Origin of the sequence: Hyphomicrobium sp. CS1BSMeth3, from assembly GCF_900117415.1 — a bacterium.
Lineage (GTDB): Bacteria > Pseudomonadota > Alphaproteobacteria > Rhizobiales > Hyphomicrobiaceae.
The window spans coordinates 1,588,790-1,604,483 of the sequence record NZ_FPEI01000006.1; the positions used below are offsets into that span (position 1 = coordinate 1,588,790).

Annotated in this window: 14 protein-coding genes; 6 read left to right on the forward strand and 8 right to left on the reverse strand. The window is 66.0% G+C overall.

Going from position 1 to position 15,694, the window contains the following annotated elements; translation table 11 throughout:
* Positions 1–48 precede the first annotated feature (48 nt).
* Together miaA and ruvX are read right to left on the reverse strand one after the other, a co-directional pair.
* Positions 49–924, reverse strand: a complete 876-nt coding sequence (gene miaA, locus CS1BSM3_RS22485; protein WP_072391182.1) for a tRNA (adenosine(37)-N6)-dimethylallyltransferase MiaA — start codon at positions 922–924, stop codon at positions 49–51.
* 5 nt (positions 925–929) lie between these two features.
* Positions 930–1,424 carry a Holliday junction resolvase RuvX gene (gene ruvX / locus CS1BSM3_RS22490; protein ID WP_072391185.1) on the reverse strand — a complete coding sequence of 165 codons (495 nt, stop codon included), beginning with the start codon at positions 1,422–1,424 and terminating at the stop codon, positions 930–932.
* A gap of 212 nt (positions 1,425–1,636) precedes the next feature.
* Here ruvX and CS1BSM3_RS22495 point away from each other — a divergent pair, with 212 nt between their 5' ends.
* Both CS1BSM3_RS22495 and CS1BSM3_RS22500 read left to right on the forward strand, forming a co-directional pair.
* Positions 1,637–2,329 carry a metal-dependent hydrolase gene (locus CS1BSM3_RS22495; RefSeq protein ID WP_072391188.1) on the forward strand — a complete coding sequence of 231 codons (693 nt, stop codon included), beginning with the start codon at positions 1,637–1,639 and terminating at the stop codon, positions 2,327–2,329.
* A gap of 85 nt (positions 2,330–2,414) precedes the next feature.
* Positions 2,415–4,766: a fused MFS/spermidine synthase gene (locus CS1BSM3_RS22500; RefSeq protein ID WP_072391193.1), complete on the forward strand. Its 2,352-nt coding sequence runs from the start codon at positions 2,415–2,417 to the stop codon at positions 4,764–4,766.
* 27 nt (positions 4,767–4,793) lie between these two features.
* On the opposite strand, the gene pdxH is transcribed toward CS1BSM3_RS22500, so the two are convergent.
* Positions 4,794–5,441, reverse strand: coding sequence for a pyridoxamine 5'-phosphate oxidase (gene pdxH / locus CS1BSM3_RS22505; protein WP_072391196.1), 648 nt, complete (start codon positions 5,439–5,441; stop codon positions 4,794–4,796).
* Between the two features lie 154 nt (positions 5,442–5,595).
* Between pdxH and CS1BSM3_RS22510 the strand changes: the two genes are divergently transcribed.
* From CS1BSM3_RS22510 to CS1BSM3_RS22525, 4 genes are all read left to right on the forward strand, one after another.
* On the forward strand, positions 5,596–6,075 hold the full coding sequence (locus tag CS1BSM3_RS22510) for a hypothetical protein (protein WP_072391199.1): 480 nt from the start codon (positions 5,596–5,598) through the stop codon (positions 6,073–6,075).
* Positions 6,076–6,282: 207 nt separating this feature from the next.
* On the forward strand, positions 6,283–7,182 hold the full coding sequence (locus tag CS1BSM3_RS22515; RefSeq protein WP_072391202.1) for a DMT family transporter: 900 nt from the start codon (positions 6,283–6,285) through the stop codon (positions 7,180–7,182).
* Positions 7,183–7,391: 209 nt separating this feature from the next.
* Positions 7,392–8,732 carry a glucosaminidase domain-containing protein gene (locus CS1BSM3_RS22520; RefSeq protein WP_083528817.1) on the forward strand — a complete coding sequence of 447 codons (1,341 nt, stop codon included), beginning with the start codon at positions 7,392–7,394 and terminating at the stop codon, positions 8,730–8,732.
* A gap of 122 nt (positions 8,733–8,854) precedes the next feature.
* Positions 8,855–10,057, forward strand: coding sequence for a glucosaminidase domain-containing protein (locus CS1BSM3_RS22525; RefSeq protein WP_072391205.1), 1,203 nt, complete (start codon positions 8,855–8,857; stop codon positions 10,055–10,057).
* A 65-nt stretch (positions 10,058–10,122) separates the two neighbouring features.
* Here the strand turns inward: CS1BSM3_RS22525 and CS1BSM3_RS22530 are convergent, their stop codons facing one another.
* The 5 genes from CS1BSM3_RS22530 to CS1BSM3_RS22550 form a co-directional block, all read right to left on the reverse strand.
* Positions 10,123–11,373, reverse strand: a complete 1,251-nt coding sequence (locus CS1BSM3_RS22530) for an SPOR domain-containing protein (RefSeq protein WP_072391207.1) — start codon at positions 11,371–11,373, stop codon at positions 10,123–10,125.
* A 130-nt stretch (positions 11,374–11,503) separates the two neighbouring features.
* Positions 11,504–13,324, reverse strand: coding sequence for a glutamine--fructose-6-phosphate transaminase (isomerizing) (glmS, locus tag CS1BSM3_RS22535; protein WP_072391210.1), 1,821 nt, complete (start codon positions 13,322–13,324; stop codon positions 11,504–11,506).
* A gap of 300 nt (positions 13,325–13,624) precedes the next feature.
* Positions 13,625–13,999, reverse strand: coding sequence for a nuclear transport factor 2 family protein (locus tag CS1BSM3_RS22540; protein ID WP_072391213.1), 375 nt, complete (start codon positions 13,997–13,999; stop codon positions 13,625–13,627).
* 27 nt (positions 14,000–14,026) lie between these two features.
* Positions 14,027–14,917: an ABC transporter substrate-binding protein gene (locus tag CS1BSM3_RS22545; RefSeq protein ID WP_072391215.1), complete on the reverse strand. Its 891-nt coding sequence runs from the start codon at positions 14,915–14,917 to the stop codon at positions 14,027–14,029.
* Between the two features lie 41 nt (positions 14,918–14,958).
* Positions 14,959–15,666: a glutathione binding-like protein gene (locus tag CS1BSM3_RS22550; RefSeq protein ID WP_072391218.1), complete on the reverse strand. Its 708-nt coding sequence runs from the start codon at positions 15,664–15,666 to the stop codon at positions 14,959–14,961.
* Positions 15,667–15,694: the final 28 nt, after the last annotated feature.

The following is a 15,694-nucleotide window of genomic DNA, read 5'->3' on the forward strand; positions in this document are numbered from 1 at the left end:
TCAAGCAATTTCCACTTATGTGGCGCAGATGGAGCTAAAATAGTCCGATTATTGCAGCGATGTAGATTTCCACGCAATCATATTACGTCGAAGCCAGATCTCCTGCCGTTTCACGTACTGGCGCGTCTCGAGCTTGCCGGCCTCGACTGCGGCATCCAATGTCATTTTCCCACGGAGGTAGGCGAGCAGCGGGCGCAGACCATGGGCCCGGGCGGCCGGAAGCTCCGGGTCGAGGTCGAGCGCCGCGATCGCCCGTGCCTCCTCCAGCGCCCCCGCGGCCATCATGGCGTCGAACCGGGTGTCCACCCGGCGCCGGACCTCCTCCCGGGAACGGCTGACGACATAGCACTCGGCTTCATGCTCGCGGATGAGGGGCGTCCCCGGGCGCCGCTGCCATTCGGCAAGCGACACGCTCGTGCTGTCGATAACCTCGAGCGCGCGCACAATGCGTTGCGTATCCCCCGGATCGAGCCGCACCGCCATCTCGGGATCGCGCACGGCGAGCACCTTGTGCAGCTCGGGAGCTGTGCGAACACCCGCCTCGCGCCGCCAATGGGCGCGGATCTCGGGCGCGACCGACGGGATCGGCGCAAGGCCTTCCAACAGCGCCTTGAAGTAGAGCCCAGTACCTCCGACGATGATCGGCCGGTAGCCGGCCCCCGCGCACCACGCCAGGGCCCCTGCCACGTCATCGAGCCAGCGCCCCACCGAGTAGGCATCGCGCACGCTGACGTGCCCGAAAAGGCGGTGCGGCGCGCGCGCTTCCTCCTCCGGCGTCGGTCGCGCGGTCAGAATGCGCAGCTCACGATAGACCTGCATGGAATCGGCATTGAGGACAGCGCCGCCGTATCGCTCAGCCATTTCGAGCGCCAGCGCTGACTTCCCCGAGGCTGTCGGCCCCGCGATCAGGATCGGTACGGGCATCGCGACTATTCCTCGGGCCGCGCCTTCTCGATGATGCGCATCCGATCCAGCGCCCCTTGAAGAATGAGCGTCGCGGCCATCTTGTCGATGACCTCGGCGCGGCGCTTGCGCGAGGCATCGGCCTCGATCAACAGGCGCTCGGCTTCGGCGGTCGTCAGGCGCTCATCCCACATGAGAATGGGCACACCGGCCAGCGGGCCGATCAGGCGAGCGAACGAGCGCGAGGCCTGCGCGCGAGGCCCCACCGATCCGTCGAGGCCGATCGGCAGACCAATCACGAGACCAGCAACCTTGTGCTCCCGCACGAGCGCGACGAGGCGCTCGGCATCGGCTTTGAACTTGGTGCGCCGGATGGTCTCGAGACCACTCGCGATCGTGCGGGAGAGATCCGAAAGCGCGAGCCCCAGTGTCTTCGTGCCGACGTCGATGCCGATCAGCCGCGCCGCGCGCGGCAGCGTTGCGGCAAAGGCTTCCACATCGAGAATCTCCGCACGCAGCATATCGGCTTTCACGCAAGCGTCAGCGGCGGGGGGTTTATCGCTTGTCATTCGGGCCTTATACCTGCACTTCAACCGGTGCGACAGGCCCTTGGCCATAGCCTCCAGGCCAGTGTCCCGATCGCGAAGTGCTGGCGGACTTCGCAATCACCACACGAGCCGGAACCCGACAAAGCGGCCCCCGATGGACCGCCCTCAAAGGAGTGAATGCCCCAATGAAGATCACCTGGTTCGGACATTCCTGCTTCCGCATCGAAACCGGCGGCAGTGTGCTGTTGATCGACCCGTTCCTGAAGGGCAATCCCACGTTCGAGAAATCCGGCATAGCCTGGGAAAAGGCCGTCGACGGCGTGACCCATGTGGCGATCACGCACGGCCATGACGACCACATCGGCGACGCCGCCGAGATCAGCAAGCGCAATGGCGCGCCGCTCTTCGCCAACTACGAGCTGGCGTTGCATATCGGCTCGAAGGGTGCGGAGAAACTCCAGCCGATGAATACGGGCGGCACCGTCGCCGTCGATGATTTCGAGCTGACGCTCGTCGATGCGCTGCATTCCTCCTCGAGCGGCGGCGTCTATCTCGGCAACCCCAATGGCATTGTCGTCACCGCCAAGGAAGGCAAGACCCTCTACCACATGGGTGATACCGAGATGTTCGGCGGCATGAGCCTGATCGCCGAGTTCCACAAGCCCGACATCGGCATCGTGCCGATCGGCGACCGGTTCACCATGGGTGGCAAGCGCGCCGCCTTCGCCTGCAAGAAATTCTTCTCGTTCAAGACGGTCCTGCCCTGCCACTACGGCACGTTCCCCGGGATGCTCGATCCCGATGCCTCGAAGTTCGTCGAGGCCATGAGCGGACACAACGTCAAGGCCCCGAAGGTCGGCGAGACCGTGACGGCCTGACGAAAGCCATCTATGTGAATCACCAACAAGCGGCGCGGGACGGCCAGGGGGCCGGTCGCGCCGCGAACTTTCGGAGCTGGTGACGATGCAGGACAAGGGTGTCGAGAACAGCGGTTCCGCGATCGCCGATGGGCCGTCGTCGTCACCCGCGCCGAGCTCCGCGGTGCCGGCAGCACTCGCCGGTCCGCCGACACTTTGGCTCTTCACGCTGACGACGTTCGTCTCAGCGCTGCTCCTGTTCTCGATCCAGCCCATGTTTGCGAAGATGGTGCTGCCGGTGCTCGGCGGCTCGCCGTCAGTGTGGGCCGTGGCGCTCTGCTTCTTCCAAGGCGCGCTGCTCGCCGGCTACTGCTACGCCCATCTCGTCATCCGCCTCATTGGCGCGCGCGCGAGCGGCTTCGTCCATCTGGCGGTGTGCCTGCTTGCCTTCGTCGTGCTCCCGATCGGCCTGCCGGCAGGATGGTCGGAGCCACCGACTGGCGAGCCTTACTTCTGGCAGCTCGGCCTCTTCACGGTGGCGGTCGGCTTGCCGTTCTTCGCCGTTGCCGCGAACGCACCGCTGCTGCAGGCCTGGTTCGCCGCTACGGGGCACCCGCACGGCCGCGATCCCTACTTTCTCTATGCCGCGAGCAATCTCGGCAGCCTCATTGCACTGCTGAGCTATCCCGTGCTACTCGAGCCGGCCTTCGGCCTCAAGGCGCTCAGCGGCATTTGGACGATCGGCTTCCTAGTGCTCGTCGCGCTGCTCGCCGTCTCTTATGCGGCCGTTCGACTGGGTAGCGCGCCGCAGGCCGCGACTGCCGCTGAGCCTTCCGCTGCCGATGCCGGGCCGCCGCCCACCTGGTCCGCGCGCCTCTCCTGGGTGGGGCTCGCTCTCGTGCCCTCGGCGCTGCTCACCGCATTCACCACCCATGTCTCGACGGACGTCGCCTCCGCACCGCTGATCTGGGTGCTGCCGCTCTCGCTCTATCTGCTGACGTTCGTCCTCGTGTTCCGCGAGCGCTCGCTCATTCCCATGCCGATCCTGCTCGCGGCACATCTGGCCTCCGTGATTTTCGCGCTGCTCGTGCTTTCGCAGACGGTCAGAGAAGGCTGGTTCCTGACCGCCGGCGCCGGCGTCGCAGTGTTTTTCACCTCGGCTATGGTCGCGCACCGCACGCTCTACGAAGCGCGCCCGAGCGCTGCCTATCTCACTGAGTTCTATCTGTGGATGTCGCTCGGCGGCGTGCTCGGCGGTCTCTTTGCAGCGCTGATTGCGCCGAAGATCTTCTCGGAGATCTTCGAGTATCCGCTGCTGCTCGCCCTCTCCATGGCCTGCCGCCCGCGTGCGCTCTCCCTCTCGCTCAAGGACCGCGACGAGCTACTGGTCATGTGGCTGCTGATCGCCACCGGCATCCTGGCCCTGATCTGGATCCCTTGGATGGGCACGACGTTCGGCATCGACTATGGCACGTACGGCATGACTGCCGTCCTGGTCGCTCTGTTCGCCATCGGCGTGCTGTTGTTCTGGAAATGGCCGCCGCGCCAGCTCGTCATGGCGCTCATGATGTTCGCGGCGATCGCCATGTATCCGTCGGGCGTCAAGCGTGGTGAGGCCGAGCGCAGCTACTTCGGCGTCTATCGGGTCGGCTCGGCGGGCGACTTCAACATCCTCATGCACGGCACAACGCTGCACGGTGCCCAGCGCGTGCGCGATGACAAGGGCGACGAGATCAACGAGCGCCCCGTCCCCGGGACGTACTACTACCCCAAGAGCCCGATGGCGCAGTCCGTGCGCATCATCAGCGAGGCGCTCGCGAAAACAGCACCTGCCGGCTCGGAAGCGCGCGGGCGCTATGGCGTGATCGGCCTGGGCGCGGGCTCGCTCTCCTGTCTCTCCAAACCGGGCGAGCAGTGGCGCTTCTTCGAGATCGATCCGCTGATGGTCTCGATCGCCACGAACCCGGAGAACTTCTCGTTCCTGTCGCGCTGCCAGCCCAATCCTGATGTGCAGCTCGGCGATGCCCGCCTGACCATGGCCAAGGAGCCCGACGGCAGCTTCGACCTCATTATCGTCGATGCCTTCTCGTCCGATGCCGTGCCGGTCCATCTGATGACCGCGGAGGCGCTGAGCCTATTCCTCTCCAAGATCAAGCCGACCGGCGCGTTCGTGCTGCATGTCTCGAACCGCTATCTCGATCTCGACGGTGTCGCCGCCGCGACCCTGCCGCTCGTGAAAGGCGCCAAGGGCGTGATCATCTCCGATGATGCGGCGGACGGCAGCTATGCCCAGACGAGCTCGACAGTCGTGGTCGTGGCCAAGAGCGACGAGGTTCTTGCGCCCTTCCGCGAGCTGGAGACGGTCATCGAGCTGGATCCGCGCGGTCTCAAGCCCTGGACGGACGACTTCTCCGACATCATCGGGCCGTTCCGCTCGAAGCTGAGCCTCAAGTACTGAGCGTCCTCTCCCCGCGGGGGGGCACCCTCACGGATAGAGGCGCTGCTTCTCCCAGGGCTTGCCGGGATCGGCACGGCGGAACACCAGCCGGTCGTGCAGCCGGAAGGGTCGGTCGTGCCAGAACTCGATCTCGAGCGGCACGATGCGGAAGCCCGACCAGTGCGGCGGGCGCGGAATCTCGCCGATCGGATAGCGCGCGGTCGTGGCCGCTACCGCCTTCTCGAGGGCGAAGCGGCTCTCGAGCGGCCGCGACTGGGCACTCGCCCAGGCCCCGAGCCGGCTGCCCCGTGCCCGCGTCGCGTAATAGGCGTCCGCCTCAGCGCCGCTCACGGCCGAGACGAGGCCGCGCACCCGCACCTGCCGCCTGAGGCTCTTCCAGTGGAAGCAAAGGGCCGCCTTGGACGTCGCCGCGAGCTCACGCCCCTTGGCGCTCTCCAGGTTCGTGTAGAAAACAAATCCGCGATGTGTTGCATCAGCGCCATCAACGCCCTTGAGCAGGACCATGCGGACATTGGGGAGGCCCTCGGGGTCGACGGTCGCGAGCGCCATGGCATTCGGATCGTTCGGCTCGCGCCCTTCGGCCTCGCCAAGCCATTGCGCGAACAGCGCAAATGGCTCGTCCGCGGCGGTGAAATCGCCGGCGGCCGCCGGGCTCTCCTTGTTGGTTTCGGACATCGCGCTCAGCCTATCCTGCCCACGACAGCGGGGCGAAATTTCCACAGTGAATGCGGCACGGACATCAACGCCGCCTTAACCAAGACACGTCAAGCTGCCACAGTCTTTCCGTTTGCACGGATCGCTTGCGTAACCTCTAGTCGAGTTCCGTACCATGCGTCCATTCCCAGGCCCGTTGGCCTTCGCGCTGGGGCTATTGTCGAGCGCCCTGCTCGGCAGCTTTCTATTCCTGGCCGCTCCCCTCGTTCACGCGACGGACAAAGCGCCGCCCAAGACGCCCGACGCGGCGACCTGCACCTGCCCCGAGACCGAGAACGCGAAGCCCTGGCCGCGGCCCAAGTTTGCCGACGCCATGCCGGCCGATGCCTTCCCGAGGCTCGATACGGGCGACGAGGTAGCTACCCTCGAAGCCCTGCACCTTGCTCTGAGCGAGCTTGGCGACGGATCCTCCTACGTCTGGCACCGGCGCAATGGCCGCCTCTCCGGCATCATCAGCCCGACGGTCTCCTTCAAGGATGCCGAGGGGCGCGTCTGCCGCCACATCACCATGAGCCTCAGTGCCGGCAAGCACTCGGCCCGCACGGAAGGCATTGCCTGCCGCATGGCCGACAGGTCCTGGCGTCTCGAAGGCTGAGCGCGCTCGGCACATCTGTCTGATCTGCATCTCGTCCCGCTGGCGCCTCAGGCCAGCGCTGCTATTCTCGTCTTCCGTCGGCCCGCTGAGTAGCCAATCACTGACCGGACTGATGCAGCACGCGCATGGCCGCCCGCGCCATAGCGAGAGGCAGGGCTGCGCCTCCTTGAAGCGGGCAGGGGCGGAAAAGAGCAAAGCGAGGCTGGCGTGTCGATCGGGCTGTGGGCGGTTTTCACCGTGGTGGCGGCATTTGGCCAAACGCTGCGCAATGCCATGCAGAAGGAGCTGACGGCGACGCTCGGCACGGTCGGGGCGACGCACGTGCGGTTCCTGTTCGGGCTGCCGTTCGCGCTCGTCTTTCTCGCGTGCGTGCTCGCTGCGACGGGCTATTCCTTCCCGGCGCTCAACAGCCGCATGATGGCCTGGACGATCCTCGGCGCCGGCGCCCAGATCGCGGCGACCGCTATGCTGCTCGCAGCCCTCAAGCAGAAGTCCTTCGTGGTGACGACGGCGCTCATCAAGATCGAGCCCGTGCACGTCGCCCTGTTCGGCCTCATCTTCCTCGGCGATGCCCTGAGCGTGCCGCTCATCGTCGCGATCCTCATTGCGTGCGCCGGCGTGCTGATCATGTCCTGGCCGAAGGATCAGGCTTCGGCCGTTGCCGACGGCGGATGGCAGCCGGCGCTGCTCGGGCTCGCGGCCGGCGCCGTCTTCGGCATCTCGGCCATCGGCTATCGCGGCGGCATCCTCGCCCTCGAGCATCCGAACTTCGTCGTGGCCGCGACAACGACACTCGCAATCGGCCTCATCATGCAGACGGCGGTGCTCACGGCCTATCTCTTCATCTTCGAGCGCGATCGCCTGATGGCCATCTTCCGCGCCTGGCGGCCGTCGGTCTTCGCCGGCTTCATGGGCGCCTTCGCCTCGCAGATGTGGTTCCTGGCCTTTGCCCTCGAGAGTGCTGCGAAAGTTCGCACGCTGGCGCTCGTCGAGATCTTCTTCGCCCAGCTCGTCGCGCGCAGCATGTTCAAACAGGGCCTCGCCTCGCGCGAAGGGCTCGGCATTGCCCTCGTGGTCATCGGCGTCATCATTCTGCTCAACGTCTGACCGGCGGGCGACCGCACTCTGGGAGTGCGCTGCCACATTTCCTCCCCGTACTGCCCCAACTCGTGCCGCAAACCTTGGACAATTTGGCTCTCGTGGTCAGCGTGAACCGGGGGGTAACGCTCCATTAATACTAAGCGCCTAATAAGCTTAACGGGAAACCGTAGGCGCAGTGTCGGGGGTTTGCGTCGCGTAGCCGAGTTGGGTGTAAGATGTTGTCGTTTCGTGCGTCTGTTGGCGTTCTCGCCACACTTTTGCTCCTGCCAGGCACGGGTGTTGCCGCAGAGAGCCTTCCTCCTATCAAGACGTCGTCATCGAACGTCGTGCCGGAGTGCGTCACGCCCGGCCGCCTGATGGCGTTCATCAAGGACCGCAATCCGCAGCTCAGTCCCGAGCTCCAGAAAATCGCGGTCGAGTACATGCGCCACGGCGAGGCCCTCGGCGTGCGCTGGGACTACGCCTTTTTCCAGATGGTCATCGAGACCGGCTATCTCACCTTCGAGCGTGAGAAGGGCCGGCGCGGCGACGTCAGGGCGAAACAGAACAATTTTGCCGGTCTCGGCGCGACGGGACGCGGCGTATCCGGCGAGGCCTTCCCGGATGTCTCGACGGGCGTCCTTGCCCACCTCCAGCACGTGCTGATGTACACCGGAGAGGCCATCGATGCGCCGGTCGCCGAGCGCACGCAGAAGGTCATCGAGTGGAAAGTGCTCGACACCTGGCGCGACGGCATCAAAGGCCCCATGACTTATGCTCATCTCGCGGAGAAGTGGGCGAACAACAAGGCCTACGGGTCGATGATCGCCAAGCACGCCGAGATCTTCGCCGAGCACTTCTGCAATACGCCGGATCCGGCACCCGAGCTTCTCGCCGAAGCCCGTCCGCAGCAGGATAAAGCACCGGCACGCACGGCAGCAGCCCAGACCGAAGAGCCCGCGCCGGCCGCGCAGCGTTCATCGACGCGCCCCGCCGTCTCGGGCCGCGAGCTTGCCCAGCGCGCCATGGAAGAGGCGCACGCCCGCGGCGAGACGCGCCGCAGCAGCCTCGGCGGCGCCGGTCTCGGCGCGCTCGCCACTGAAGGCGAGGCTCCTGCAGCGGCAGCGCCGGCCATCGAGACGGCCTCGCTCGGCGCCGGAGCCCGCGTCAATCCGCAACCGCCGCCGGCCAGCGCCCAGCAGAGCGAGCCGACATCGCCGCTCTCCCCGCTCATCCAGGCGGCATCCACGGTCGGGAGCATGCTCCGGAGCATGACACAGCCGCCGCCGGCACCGCCTGCGCCGCCCGCCGTCGCGCCGGTTGCTCCTGTCGCTCCGGTTGCCAAGACGACGTGCCGCGTGTGGACCGCAAGCTACGGCGGCGCCAAGGCCATCCTGATCAAGGCGCCGACGCCTGAAGGCGTGAGCTACACGGTGCTCGACGTGAACGAGGGTGCCGAGAAGCGCGAGGCCGCCGCCTACATCGCCGCCTATGCCAAGGGCGGTCATATCGAGAGCACTTTCACGAGCCAGATTCAGGCTCTGGAGAAAGCCTTCGAGCTCTGCCCGGAAGGCTGAGGCCAGGGCTGGGGGCCGAGGCGGACGAGAGATAAACGAGGGAGCGGTTGGAGGGGGAGCGGACGTCAGAAGCCGCGCAACCGTCCCGGACCGCACTTCGAAAGACGGGGGATAGTTTCAGAATGCGTGCGCACACACGCGCCTCGGTAGGGCAGCGAGCCCGGCTCGCTTTCCTGATCGGCTTCGCGGCCGCGCTTGCCACTACGGCGAGCCCGAAGGCCGAGGCCCAGACCCTGCCGGAAATCCGCACGCATGAGCGCAACCGCGTGCCGGCGTGCGTGACGCCCGAGCGGCTGATGCAATACCTCGAGCGGCGCAACCAGAGGCTGGCACCCCAGTTCAGGACGATCGCCCGCTACTACAAAGCCCACGGCGACCGCTACCGCGTGCGTTGGGACTATGCCTTCTATCAAATGCTGATCGAGACGAACTTCCTCACGTACCGCGCGCCAGGCGGCAAGTGGGGCGACGTCAAGCCGAGCCAGAACAATTTCGCCGGCATCGGCGCCACCGGCGGCGGCGTGCCCGGCGATCGCTATCCCGATGTGTCGACGGGCGTGCTCGCCCAGGTCCAGCATCTCGTCGCCTACTCGGGCGAGATCGTCGAGAACCCCGTCGCGCGGCGCACGCGCGACGTCCAGCAGAAGGTCGTCGAGCTTTCGCGTGCACTCGGCCGGCCGGTGACATGGCGCGATCTCGCGGGCCGCTGGGCCGTCGATCGCAAGTACGCCGGCACCATTGCCTCGGTTGCCGCGCGCTTCCATGAGCAGTTCTGCGACGGCGCCTCCGACATGCAGATCGCGGCGAACGACCGCGGCCCGACGGCGCGCCAGTCCCCGGCGAGCCGCGCGGCGGCGGCGCCTGCCCAGACATCTCAGAGGGCGCGCGCCCTGCCGAGCGGGCGCGGTATGCCCGCCGATGAAATTCTCGTCGTGAATGATGATGACGAGCCGACACGCGCCTCGAATGTCCGCACCGCGGCCGCGGCGCCTGCGCAGCAAGCCAGACTGCAAGTTGCCCCACCAGCGGCGCAGCCTCGTCCTCTGGTACAGGCACCGTCGCAGGCCGAGCGTCCGCGCGCCTGCAAAGTGTGGACCGCGAGCTATGGCGGCAGTCGCAATGTGCTCATCCAGACCATCGTCGGCGAGGAGCTGCATCTGACGGCGCTCCAGGTCCTCGACGGGCAGGAGGAGGAGCTTGCCCAGAGCTTCATCGAGACGCACGCCCTCGGCGGAACGCGCATCGGCGATGCTTTCCCGAACCGCGAGGCCGCGCTCATCCGCGCATTCGACCTCTGCCCGCAGGCCGCGCGCCTGCAGCGGTAGGGCTAAGCACTCTCACAAAAGAGCGCGCCGCGAGACTTGCACCTAATTTTGCTGGAGGGCGTGCCTCAGTTCGTCAGGACGAGGCAGTCGTAGCCCTTGGGCCGAAGCTGGTCGCAGAGCGCCTTCGGCTCCTTCGTGTCCGCATACGGCCCCAGGCGCACGCGGTAGAACGTGCCCATGCCGCCGAAGGCGGTCTCATCGACCTCGAGCCGCCGGTTGCCGACGGCACCCGGATGATCCTTGCGCACGCGGGCGGCCACCGCATCAGCCTCCTTGCGGCTGCGGACAGTCGCAATCAGGAGAAGGAAGTCGCCGCTTGTCACGGCGCTCGTCGTGATCGGTGAGGTATCCTTGCCGGCTTTCGTCACTGCCGGCTTTTCCGTTGTCTCCCACCGCTGAGGACGGGGGCGCCATTGGGAATTGCCACCGCCGTCACCGGACGGCGCAGACGACGCTGAGGGCATCCCGGTGAAAAGCCCGGAGAAGAATGAGCCGATGCCGCCGCCCGAGGACGTCTGCTTGGCGGGCGCGCTGCCCGATTGCTGCGGAGCGGATGGTGCCGCGCTTACCTGCTGGCGCGGCGGTTCTGCCGGACGCGGACGCTCCTTGGCGTCGACAGTGGTCGTGCTCTGCCAGCTCGAGGTCGCAGGACCCGACGCGGGTGCCGCCTCGGGCGCGCGCGCGACTGGCGTCGGCGCGGGTGCGGGCTCGGCGGCAGGCGCGACCGGCTTGAAGCTTCGCGTGAAGCCTGCCTCCGACAGATTGTCCCCCATGGTGCGTGGGGCTGATGCGGAGCGTGTCCGCACTGCCGTCTCAGGTGGCGCAGAGCTCGCTACAGGCGCGCTCGCCGGCCGCTGCTCAGCCGGGCTGCCATCGTTCGCTGCCGGAGCGGCGACGCCGACCTGACGCGAGACTTCACTGCGCGCATTGAGCGCCGCCGCGCGGTCCTTCTCGTTCAGTCCGTCCTTCAGCCAGACGGCGTTCGTGAGATCCGCGATGGCCTGAGCCGGACGGCCCTTCTTGCGATGGGCAAGGCCGCGCAGATAGAGCGCGCGCGCCATGTGCGTGTTCGAGAGACCACCGCCTGCGAGAACGCCATCGAGCGCCGTCATTGCGGCATCGGCATTGCCGGAATCAAGCGCCTTCGCTGCACCATCGAGCACGCGATCGGTGTCGTTGCTGACCGGCGCGCCCTTGGCTGCGGCCGCCTTCGGCGCCGCGCGCTGCGCTTCGGCACCATCGATCCCCCCGACGGTGCACGGCAATGCTACTGCCAGCGACAGCGCGATCCTTTGCAGGCTCGGGCGCAGGCTCATCACTTCTCCCCCGGGACCTCCTCTAGGTCCGATGATCGCGTAGGTCCGATTCACGCACCTTTTGATCTGTTAAATCAAAATCCCCCCGGCCCGGCAAATGTATGACGCGGCTTTTCCCCGTAGTCCGAGACTATTCCACTGTCACAGACTTGGCGAGATTGCGCGGCTGGTCCACGTCCGTGCCCATGAACGTCGCCGTGTGATAGGCGATGAGTTGCATAGGGAGCGCATAGACCAGCGGCGTAACGAAAGGATGGACGCTGGGCACGCTCAGGTGCGTTGCAACACGGCAGCCGACCTTCTCCGAGCTCGCGTCCGACACCAGCACGATCTGGCCGCCGCGCGCCGCCACCTCCTGCATATTCGAGACGGTCTTCTCGAACAGATCATCGTCCGGCGCCACGACGACGACCGGCACATTCTCGTCGATGAGCGCGATCGGCCCGTGCTTCATCTCGCCGGCGGCATAGCCCTCGGCGTGGATGTAGGAGATCTCCTTGAGCTTGAGCGCGCCTTCCATGGCAATTGGGAAGGCCGTGCCGCGGCCGAGGTAGAGGACGTCACGCGCCTTCGAAAGCCAGTGCGCGAGGTCCTCGTACGGCTGCTCCTCGCGCAGCAGGCCGACCATGTGGCGTGGCACCTCGGTCAATGCCTGGATGAGCTCACGCTCCTTCTCCGGCGTGATCGTTCCCTTGGCGCGGCCGATCGCGAGCGCGAAGCAGGCGAGTGTGGCGAGCTGGCAGGTAAAGGCCTTGGTCGAGGCAACGCCAATCTCGGGGCCGGCGAGCGTCGGCAGCACGGCATGGCTCTCGCGCGCAATGGTCGACGTGCGGACGTTGACCACGGAGAGAATGCGCTGGCCCTGCGCCTTGCAGTAGCGCAGCGTCGCGAGCGTATCCGCCGTCTCGCCCGACTGCGAAATGAAGAGCGCGACGCCGCCTGCGGGCATCGGCGCCTCGCGGTAGCGCATCTCCGAGGCCACATCGATCTCGACGGGCACGCGGGCGTAACGCTCGAGCCAGTACTTCGCGACGAGGCCGGCGAGATAGGCCGTGCCGCAGGCCGAGATCGTCACGCGCGGGACCTGGGCGAGATCGATGCCGAGATCGGGGAATGCGACTTTGCCGGCGACGAGATCGATGTAGTTCGTCAGCGTGTGGGAGATCACTTCGGGCTGCTCATGGATCTCCTTGAGCATGAAGTGCTTGTGGTTGCCCTTGTCGACGAGGAAGCCCGAGGCCGACGAGGTGATGGACTTGCGCTCGACCTTGCGGCCATTGCGATCGCGGAACTCGGCGCCGCCGCGGTGAAGAATGACCCAGTCGCCTTCTTCGAGATACGTGATCCGATCGGTGAAAGGCGCGAGCGCGATGGCGTCCGAGCCGAGGTACATCTCGCCTTCGCCATGGCCGACCGCGAGCGGGCTGCCTTCACGCGCCCCGATCATGAGGTCGTCGTAGCCCGCAAAGATGATGGCGAGCGCAAAGGCACCCTTGAGCTGCCCCAGCGCCTTGCCCGTTGCCGTGACCGGATCGGCGCCGCGGCGCATCTCCGCCGTGATGAGGTGTGCGACGACCTCGGTGTCCGTCTCGGAGCTGAAGGTCACGCCCTCGCGGGCGAGCGTCTCCTTGATCTCGCGGAAGTTCTCGATGATGCCGTTGTGCACGACCGAGACCTTGTCGGTCATGTGCGGATGGGCGTTCTGCTCGTTCGGCGCGCCGTGCGTTGCCCAGCGCGTGTGGCCGATGCCGGCGCGGCCCTTCAGCGGCTGGCGCGACAGGCGCTCGGCGAGGTTGCGCAGCTTGCCCTCGGCCCGCCGGCGATCCAGGTGGCCGTTCTCGACGGTCGCGACGCCAGCGGAGTCATACCCGCGATATTCGAGCCGGCGCAGCGCGTCGACCAGCTCATTTGCAACGGGCTTCTCGCCCAGAATTCCAACGATGCCGCACATACGGTCATATCCCCGCGAATCGGCCGATCCAGTGTTGTAGCTGAGCTACAGGCAAGTCGGCCATCCGTACAATTCACGTTCGGTTACCATGCTTTTCTCGCAAAACCCGGGCCAATTCACGGGCCGCAAGCGAAGCCGGTTGACGCAGGGTTAATGCGTCAACGTTGCCCGCGCGCCGGAAAGGCTGCAGCAATGTCGGGTACTTAGCTTCAGGGGGGTTGATTTAGGGGCGCGCCGGGCCATGGCCGGGGCGGGATCGTGCAGCGAGGTACGACGGCCGGCCCCGCTGCACGATAAGTCCTACTCGCGCACGTCCGTGCGGAAGGTCTTCGAGACGATGCGCCAGCCGCCGTTGAGCTTCAGCAGCGAGAGATAGTCGGTGAAGTAGCGCGGGTGGATGGAGCACTCGAGCTTCACGAAGGCCGTCTCGGGGCCGGACATGTCGATCGAGACAATGCGGTCCGTGCGCTTCAAGCCCTTCGACTGCGCCGAAGGCCGGCTCTTGACCATCTCGAGCCACTTCTCGCGCGGCAGGTCGGAAACACCGCCCTCGTGCATGGAGTAGAGGTGGCTGCCCTCATGGAAGGCCTTGCCGAGCTTTGCCGTGTCGCCCTCATGGAGGCCGTCGAGATAGGTCCAGATTACCTTCTCGATGGCTTCGATCTCTGTCGCCATGGTCCGTTCTCCTAATGCTTGGCCAAATCAGGTCGTTGCCGGCGGCGCGGCGCACACCTGCTCGTAACGGTAGCGCTCCTTGAGCGTACCGAAGTGCTCGAACACGTCGAGCGCCACCTCGAAAGCCGGCCGCGTGATCTCCACGTGCGGCGTCCAGCAACCGAGCTTCTGATAGGAGGCGATGCAGCGCGCGAGCACGTCCTCGTCGATCTTCGGGAAGAAGGGCTTCTCCGCGCGTGCGATCTCGGCGGCCGGCGTCGCCAGCATGTACTTCCGCGTTTTGGCATAGGCACGCGTGAATGCCTTGGCCGTGTCCGTCGCGAGCCACGCGCGCGTCGCGGCAAGACTCGAGAAGGCGACCGGGCCGATCTTGGGCCCAACCTCGGCGACGATGTGGCCGACGCCGTCCGCTTCGAGCTGCTGCGGGAACGGCCCCTGCTGCTGAATGTAACGGCCCTGGCCAGCACGGAAGGCCTTGTCCATGTCGCCCGCGCCGCCCGGCGTGATCGCCTTCACCTTGGCGAAGTCGATGCCGGCCTTGTGGCAGGCATACTTGAACATAGCGAGCGGCTGGCCGCTCCCGAACAGCACGACCTCAGCGCCTTCGAGCTTCTTCCAGTTGAAGCTCGGATCGGGCTCGCGCGCGGTGATGAAGAAACCGTCCATCTCGTTGATCTGCGCGAAATGGACGGCGACGGGCGTCTCGCCCTTGGCGAGCGATGTGAAGGCCTGGCTCGGCGCGGTCTGGATGACCTGAGCCTTGCCTTCCTCGAGCGACTTGATCGCCGACACGCCCGGTGGCGCAACGGACCACGAGGCATCGAGGCCTTCCTCCTTGAGGAAGCCGCCCGACATCGTCGAGATCAGCGGCGAATAGAATGCCGAGAACAGCGTGAACTCGATATGGATTTTTTCCACCTTGCTCGTTTCTCCCAGTTTCGTGTTGTCGTTGTGCGCGCCTACTTGCGCGCACGCTGGCCGAAGAGAATTTTCTGCGCTTCCTTGTCCTGGCCGAGGCTGTAGGTCGGCGACCTCAGATCCGCGCCCGCCGCGACACCCCGCGCCACCGCCGGCCGTGCATTCATGCGATCGAGCCACTTCGCGATGTTCGGAAACTCCGCGATGTCCTGGCCCTGGGTCTCGTAGCGGCGCACCCAGGGAAAGCTCATCATGTCGGCGATCGTGTACTCACCGCAGATGTAGTCGCGACCCTCGAGCTGCTTGTTGAGCACACCATAGAGGCGGTTCACCTCGTCGGTATAGCGATTGATGCCGTAGGGCACCTTCTCGGGCGCGTAATTGCGGAAATGATTGGCCTGCCCAGCCATGGGCCCGAGACCGGCCATCTGCCAGAAGACCCACTCGTCGACGGCAACGCGCTTGCGCTCGTCCGCGGGATAGAACTTTCCGGTCTTGCGGCCGAGATACTGCAGAATTGCGCCGGACTCGAAGACCGAGATGGGCTTTCCGCCGGGTCCATCGGGATCGACGATCGCGGGCATCCGGTTGTTCGGCGCGATCTTCAGGAAATCAGGCTTGAACTGCTCGCCCTTGCCGATGTTGACCGGGATGAGCTTGTAGGCGAGCCCGCACTCCTCCAGCATGATCGTGATCTTGATGCCGTTGGGTGTGGGCCAGAAATAGACGTCGATCGGCGCAGTGCTCATGATCGCGTTTCCCCTTTGATGCTCGAGC

Excerpts from the sequence above, each read along its gene's own strand:
- miaA (WP_072391182.1), bottom strand. The coding sequence starts at position 924 with ATGCCCGTACCGATCCTGATCGCGGGGCCGACAGCCTCGGGGAAGTCA.
- ruvX (WP_072391185.1), bottom strand. The coding sequence starts at position 1,424 with ATGCTGCGTGCGGAGATTCTCGATGTGGAAGCCTTTGCCGCAACGCTG.
- CS1BSM3_RS22495 (WP_072391188.1), top strand. The coding sequence starts at position 1,637 with ATGAAGATCACCTGGTTCGGACATTCCTGCTTCCGCATCGAAACCGGC.
- CS1BSM3_RS22500 (WP_072391193.1), top strand. The coding sequence starts at position 2,415 with ATGCAGGACAAGGGTGTCGAGAACAGCGGTTCCGCGATCGCCGATGGG.
- pdxH (WP_072391196.1), bottom strand. The coding sequence starts at position 5,441 with ATGTCCGAAACCAACAAGGAGAGCCCGGCGGCCGCCGGCGATTTCACC.
- CS1BSM3_RS22510 (WP_072391199.1), top strand. The coding sequence starts at position 5,596 with ATGCGTCCATTCCCAGGCCCGTTGGCCTTCGCGCTGGGGCTATTGTCG.
- CS1BSM3_RS22520 (WP_083528817.1), top strand. The coding sequence starts at position 7,392 with ATGTTGTCGTTTCGTGCGTCTGTTGGCGTTCTCGCCACACTTTTGCTC.
- CS1BSM3_RS22525 (WP_072391205.1), top strand. The coding sequence starts at position 8,855 with ATGCGTGCGCACACACGCGCCTCGGTAGGGCAGCGAGCCCGGCTCGCT.
- CS1BSM3_RS22530 (WP_072391207.1), bottom strand. The coding sequence starts at position 11,373 with ATGAGCCTGCGCCCGAGCCTGCAAAGGATCGCGCTGTCGCTGGCAGTA.
- glmS (WP_072391210.1), bottom strand. The coding sequence starts at position 13,324 with ATGTGCGGCATCGTTGGAATTCTGGGCGAGAAGCCCGTTGCAAATGAG.
- CS1BSM3_RS22540 (WP_072391213.1), bottom strand. The coding sequence starts at position 13,999 with ATGGCGACAGAGATCGAAGCCATCGAGAAGGTAATCTGGACCTATCTC.
- CS1BSM3_RS22550 (WP_072391218.1), bottom strand. The coding sequence starts at position 15,666 with ATGAGCACTGCGCCGATCGACGTCTATTTCTGGCCCACACCCAACGGC.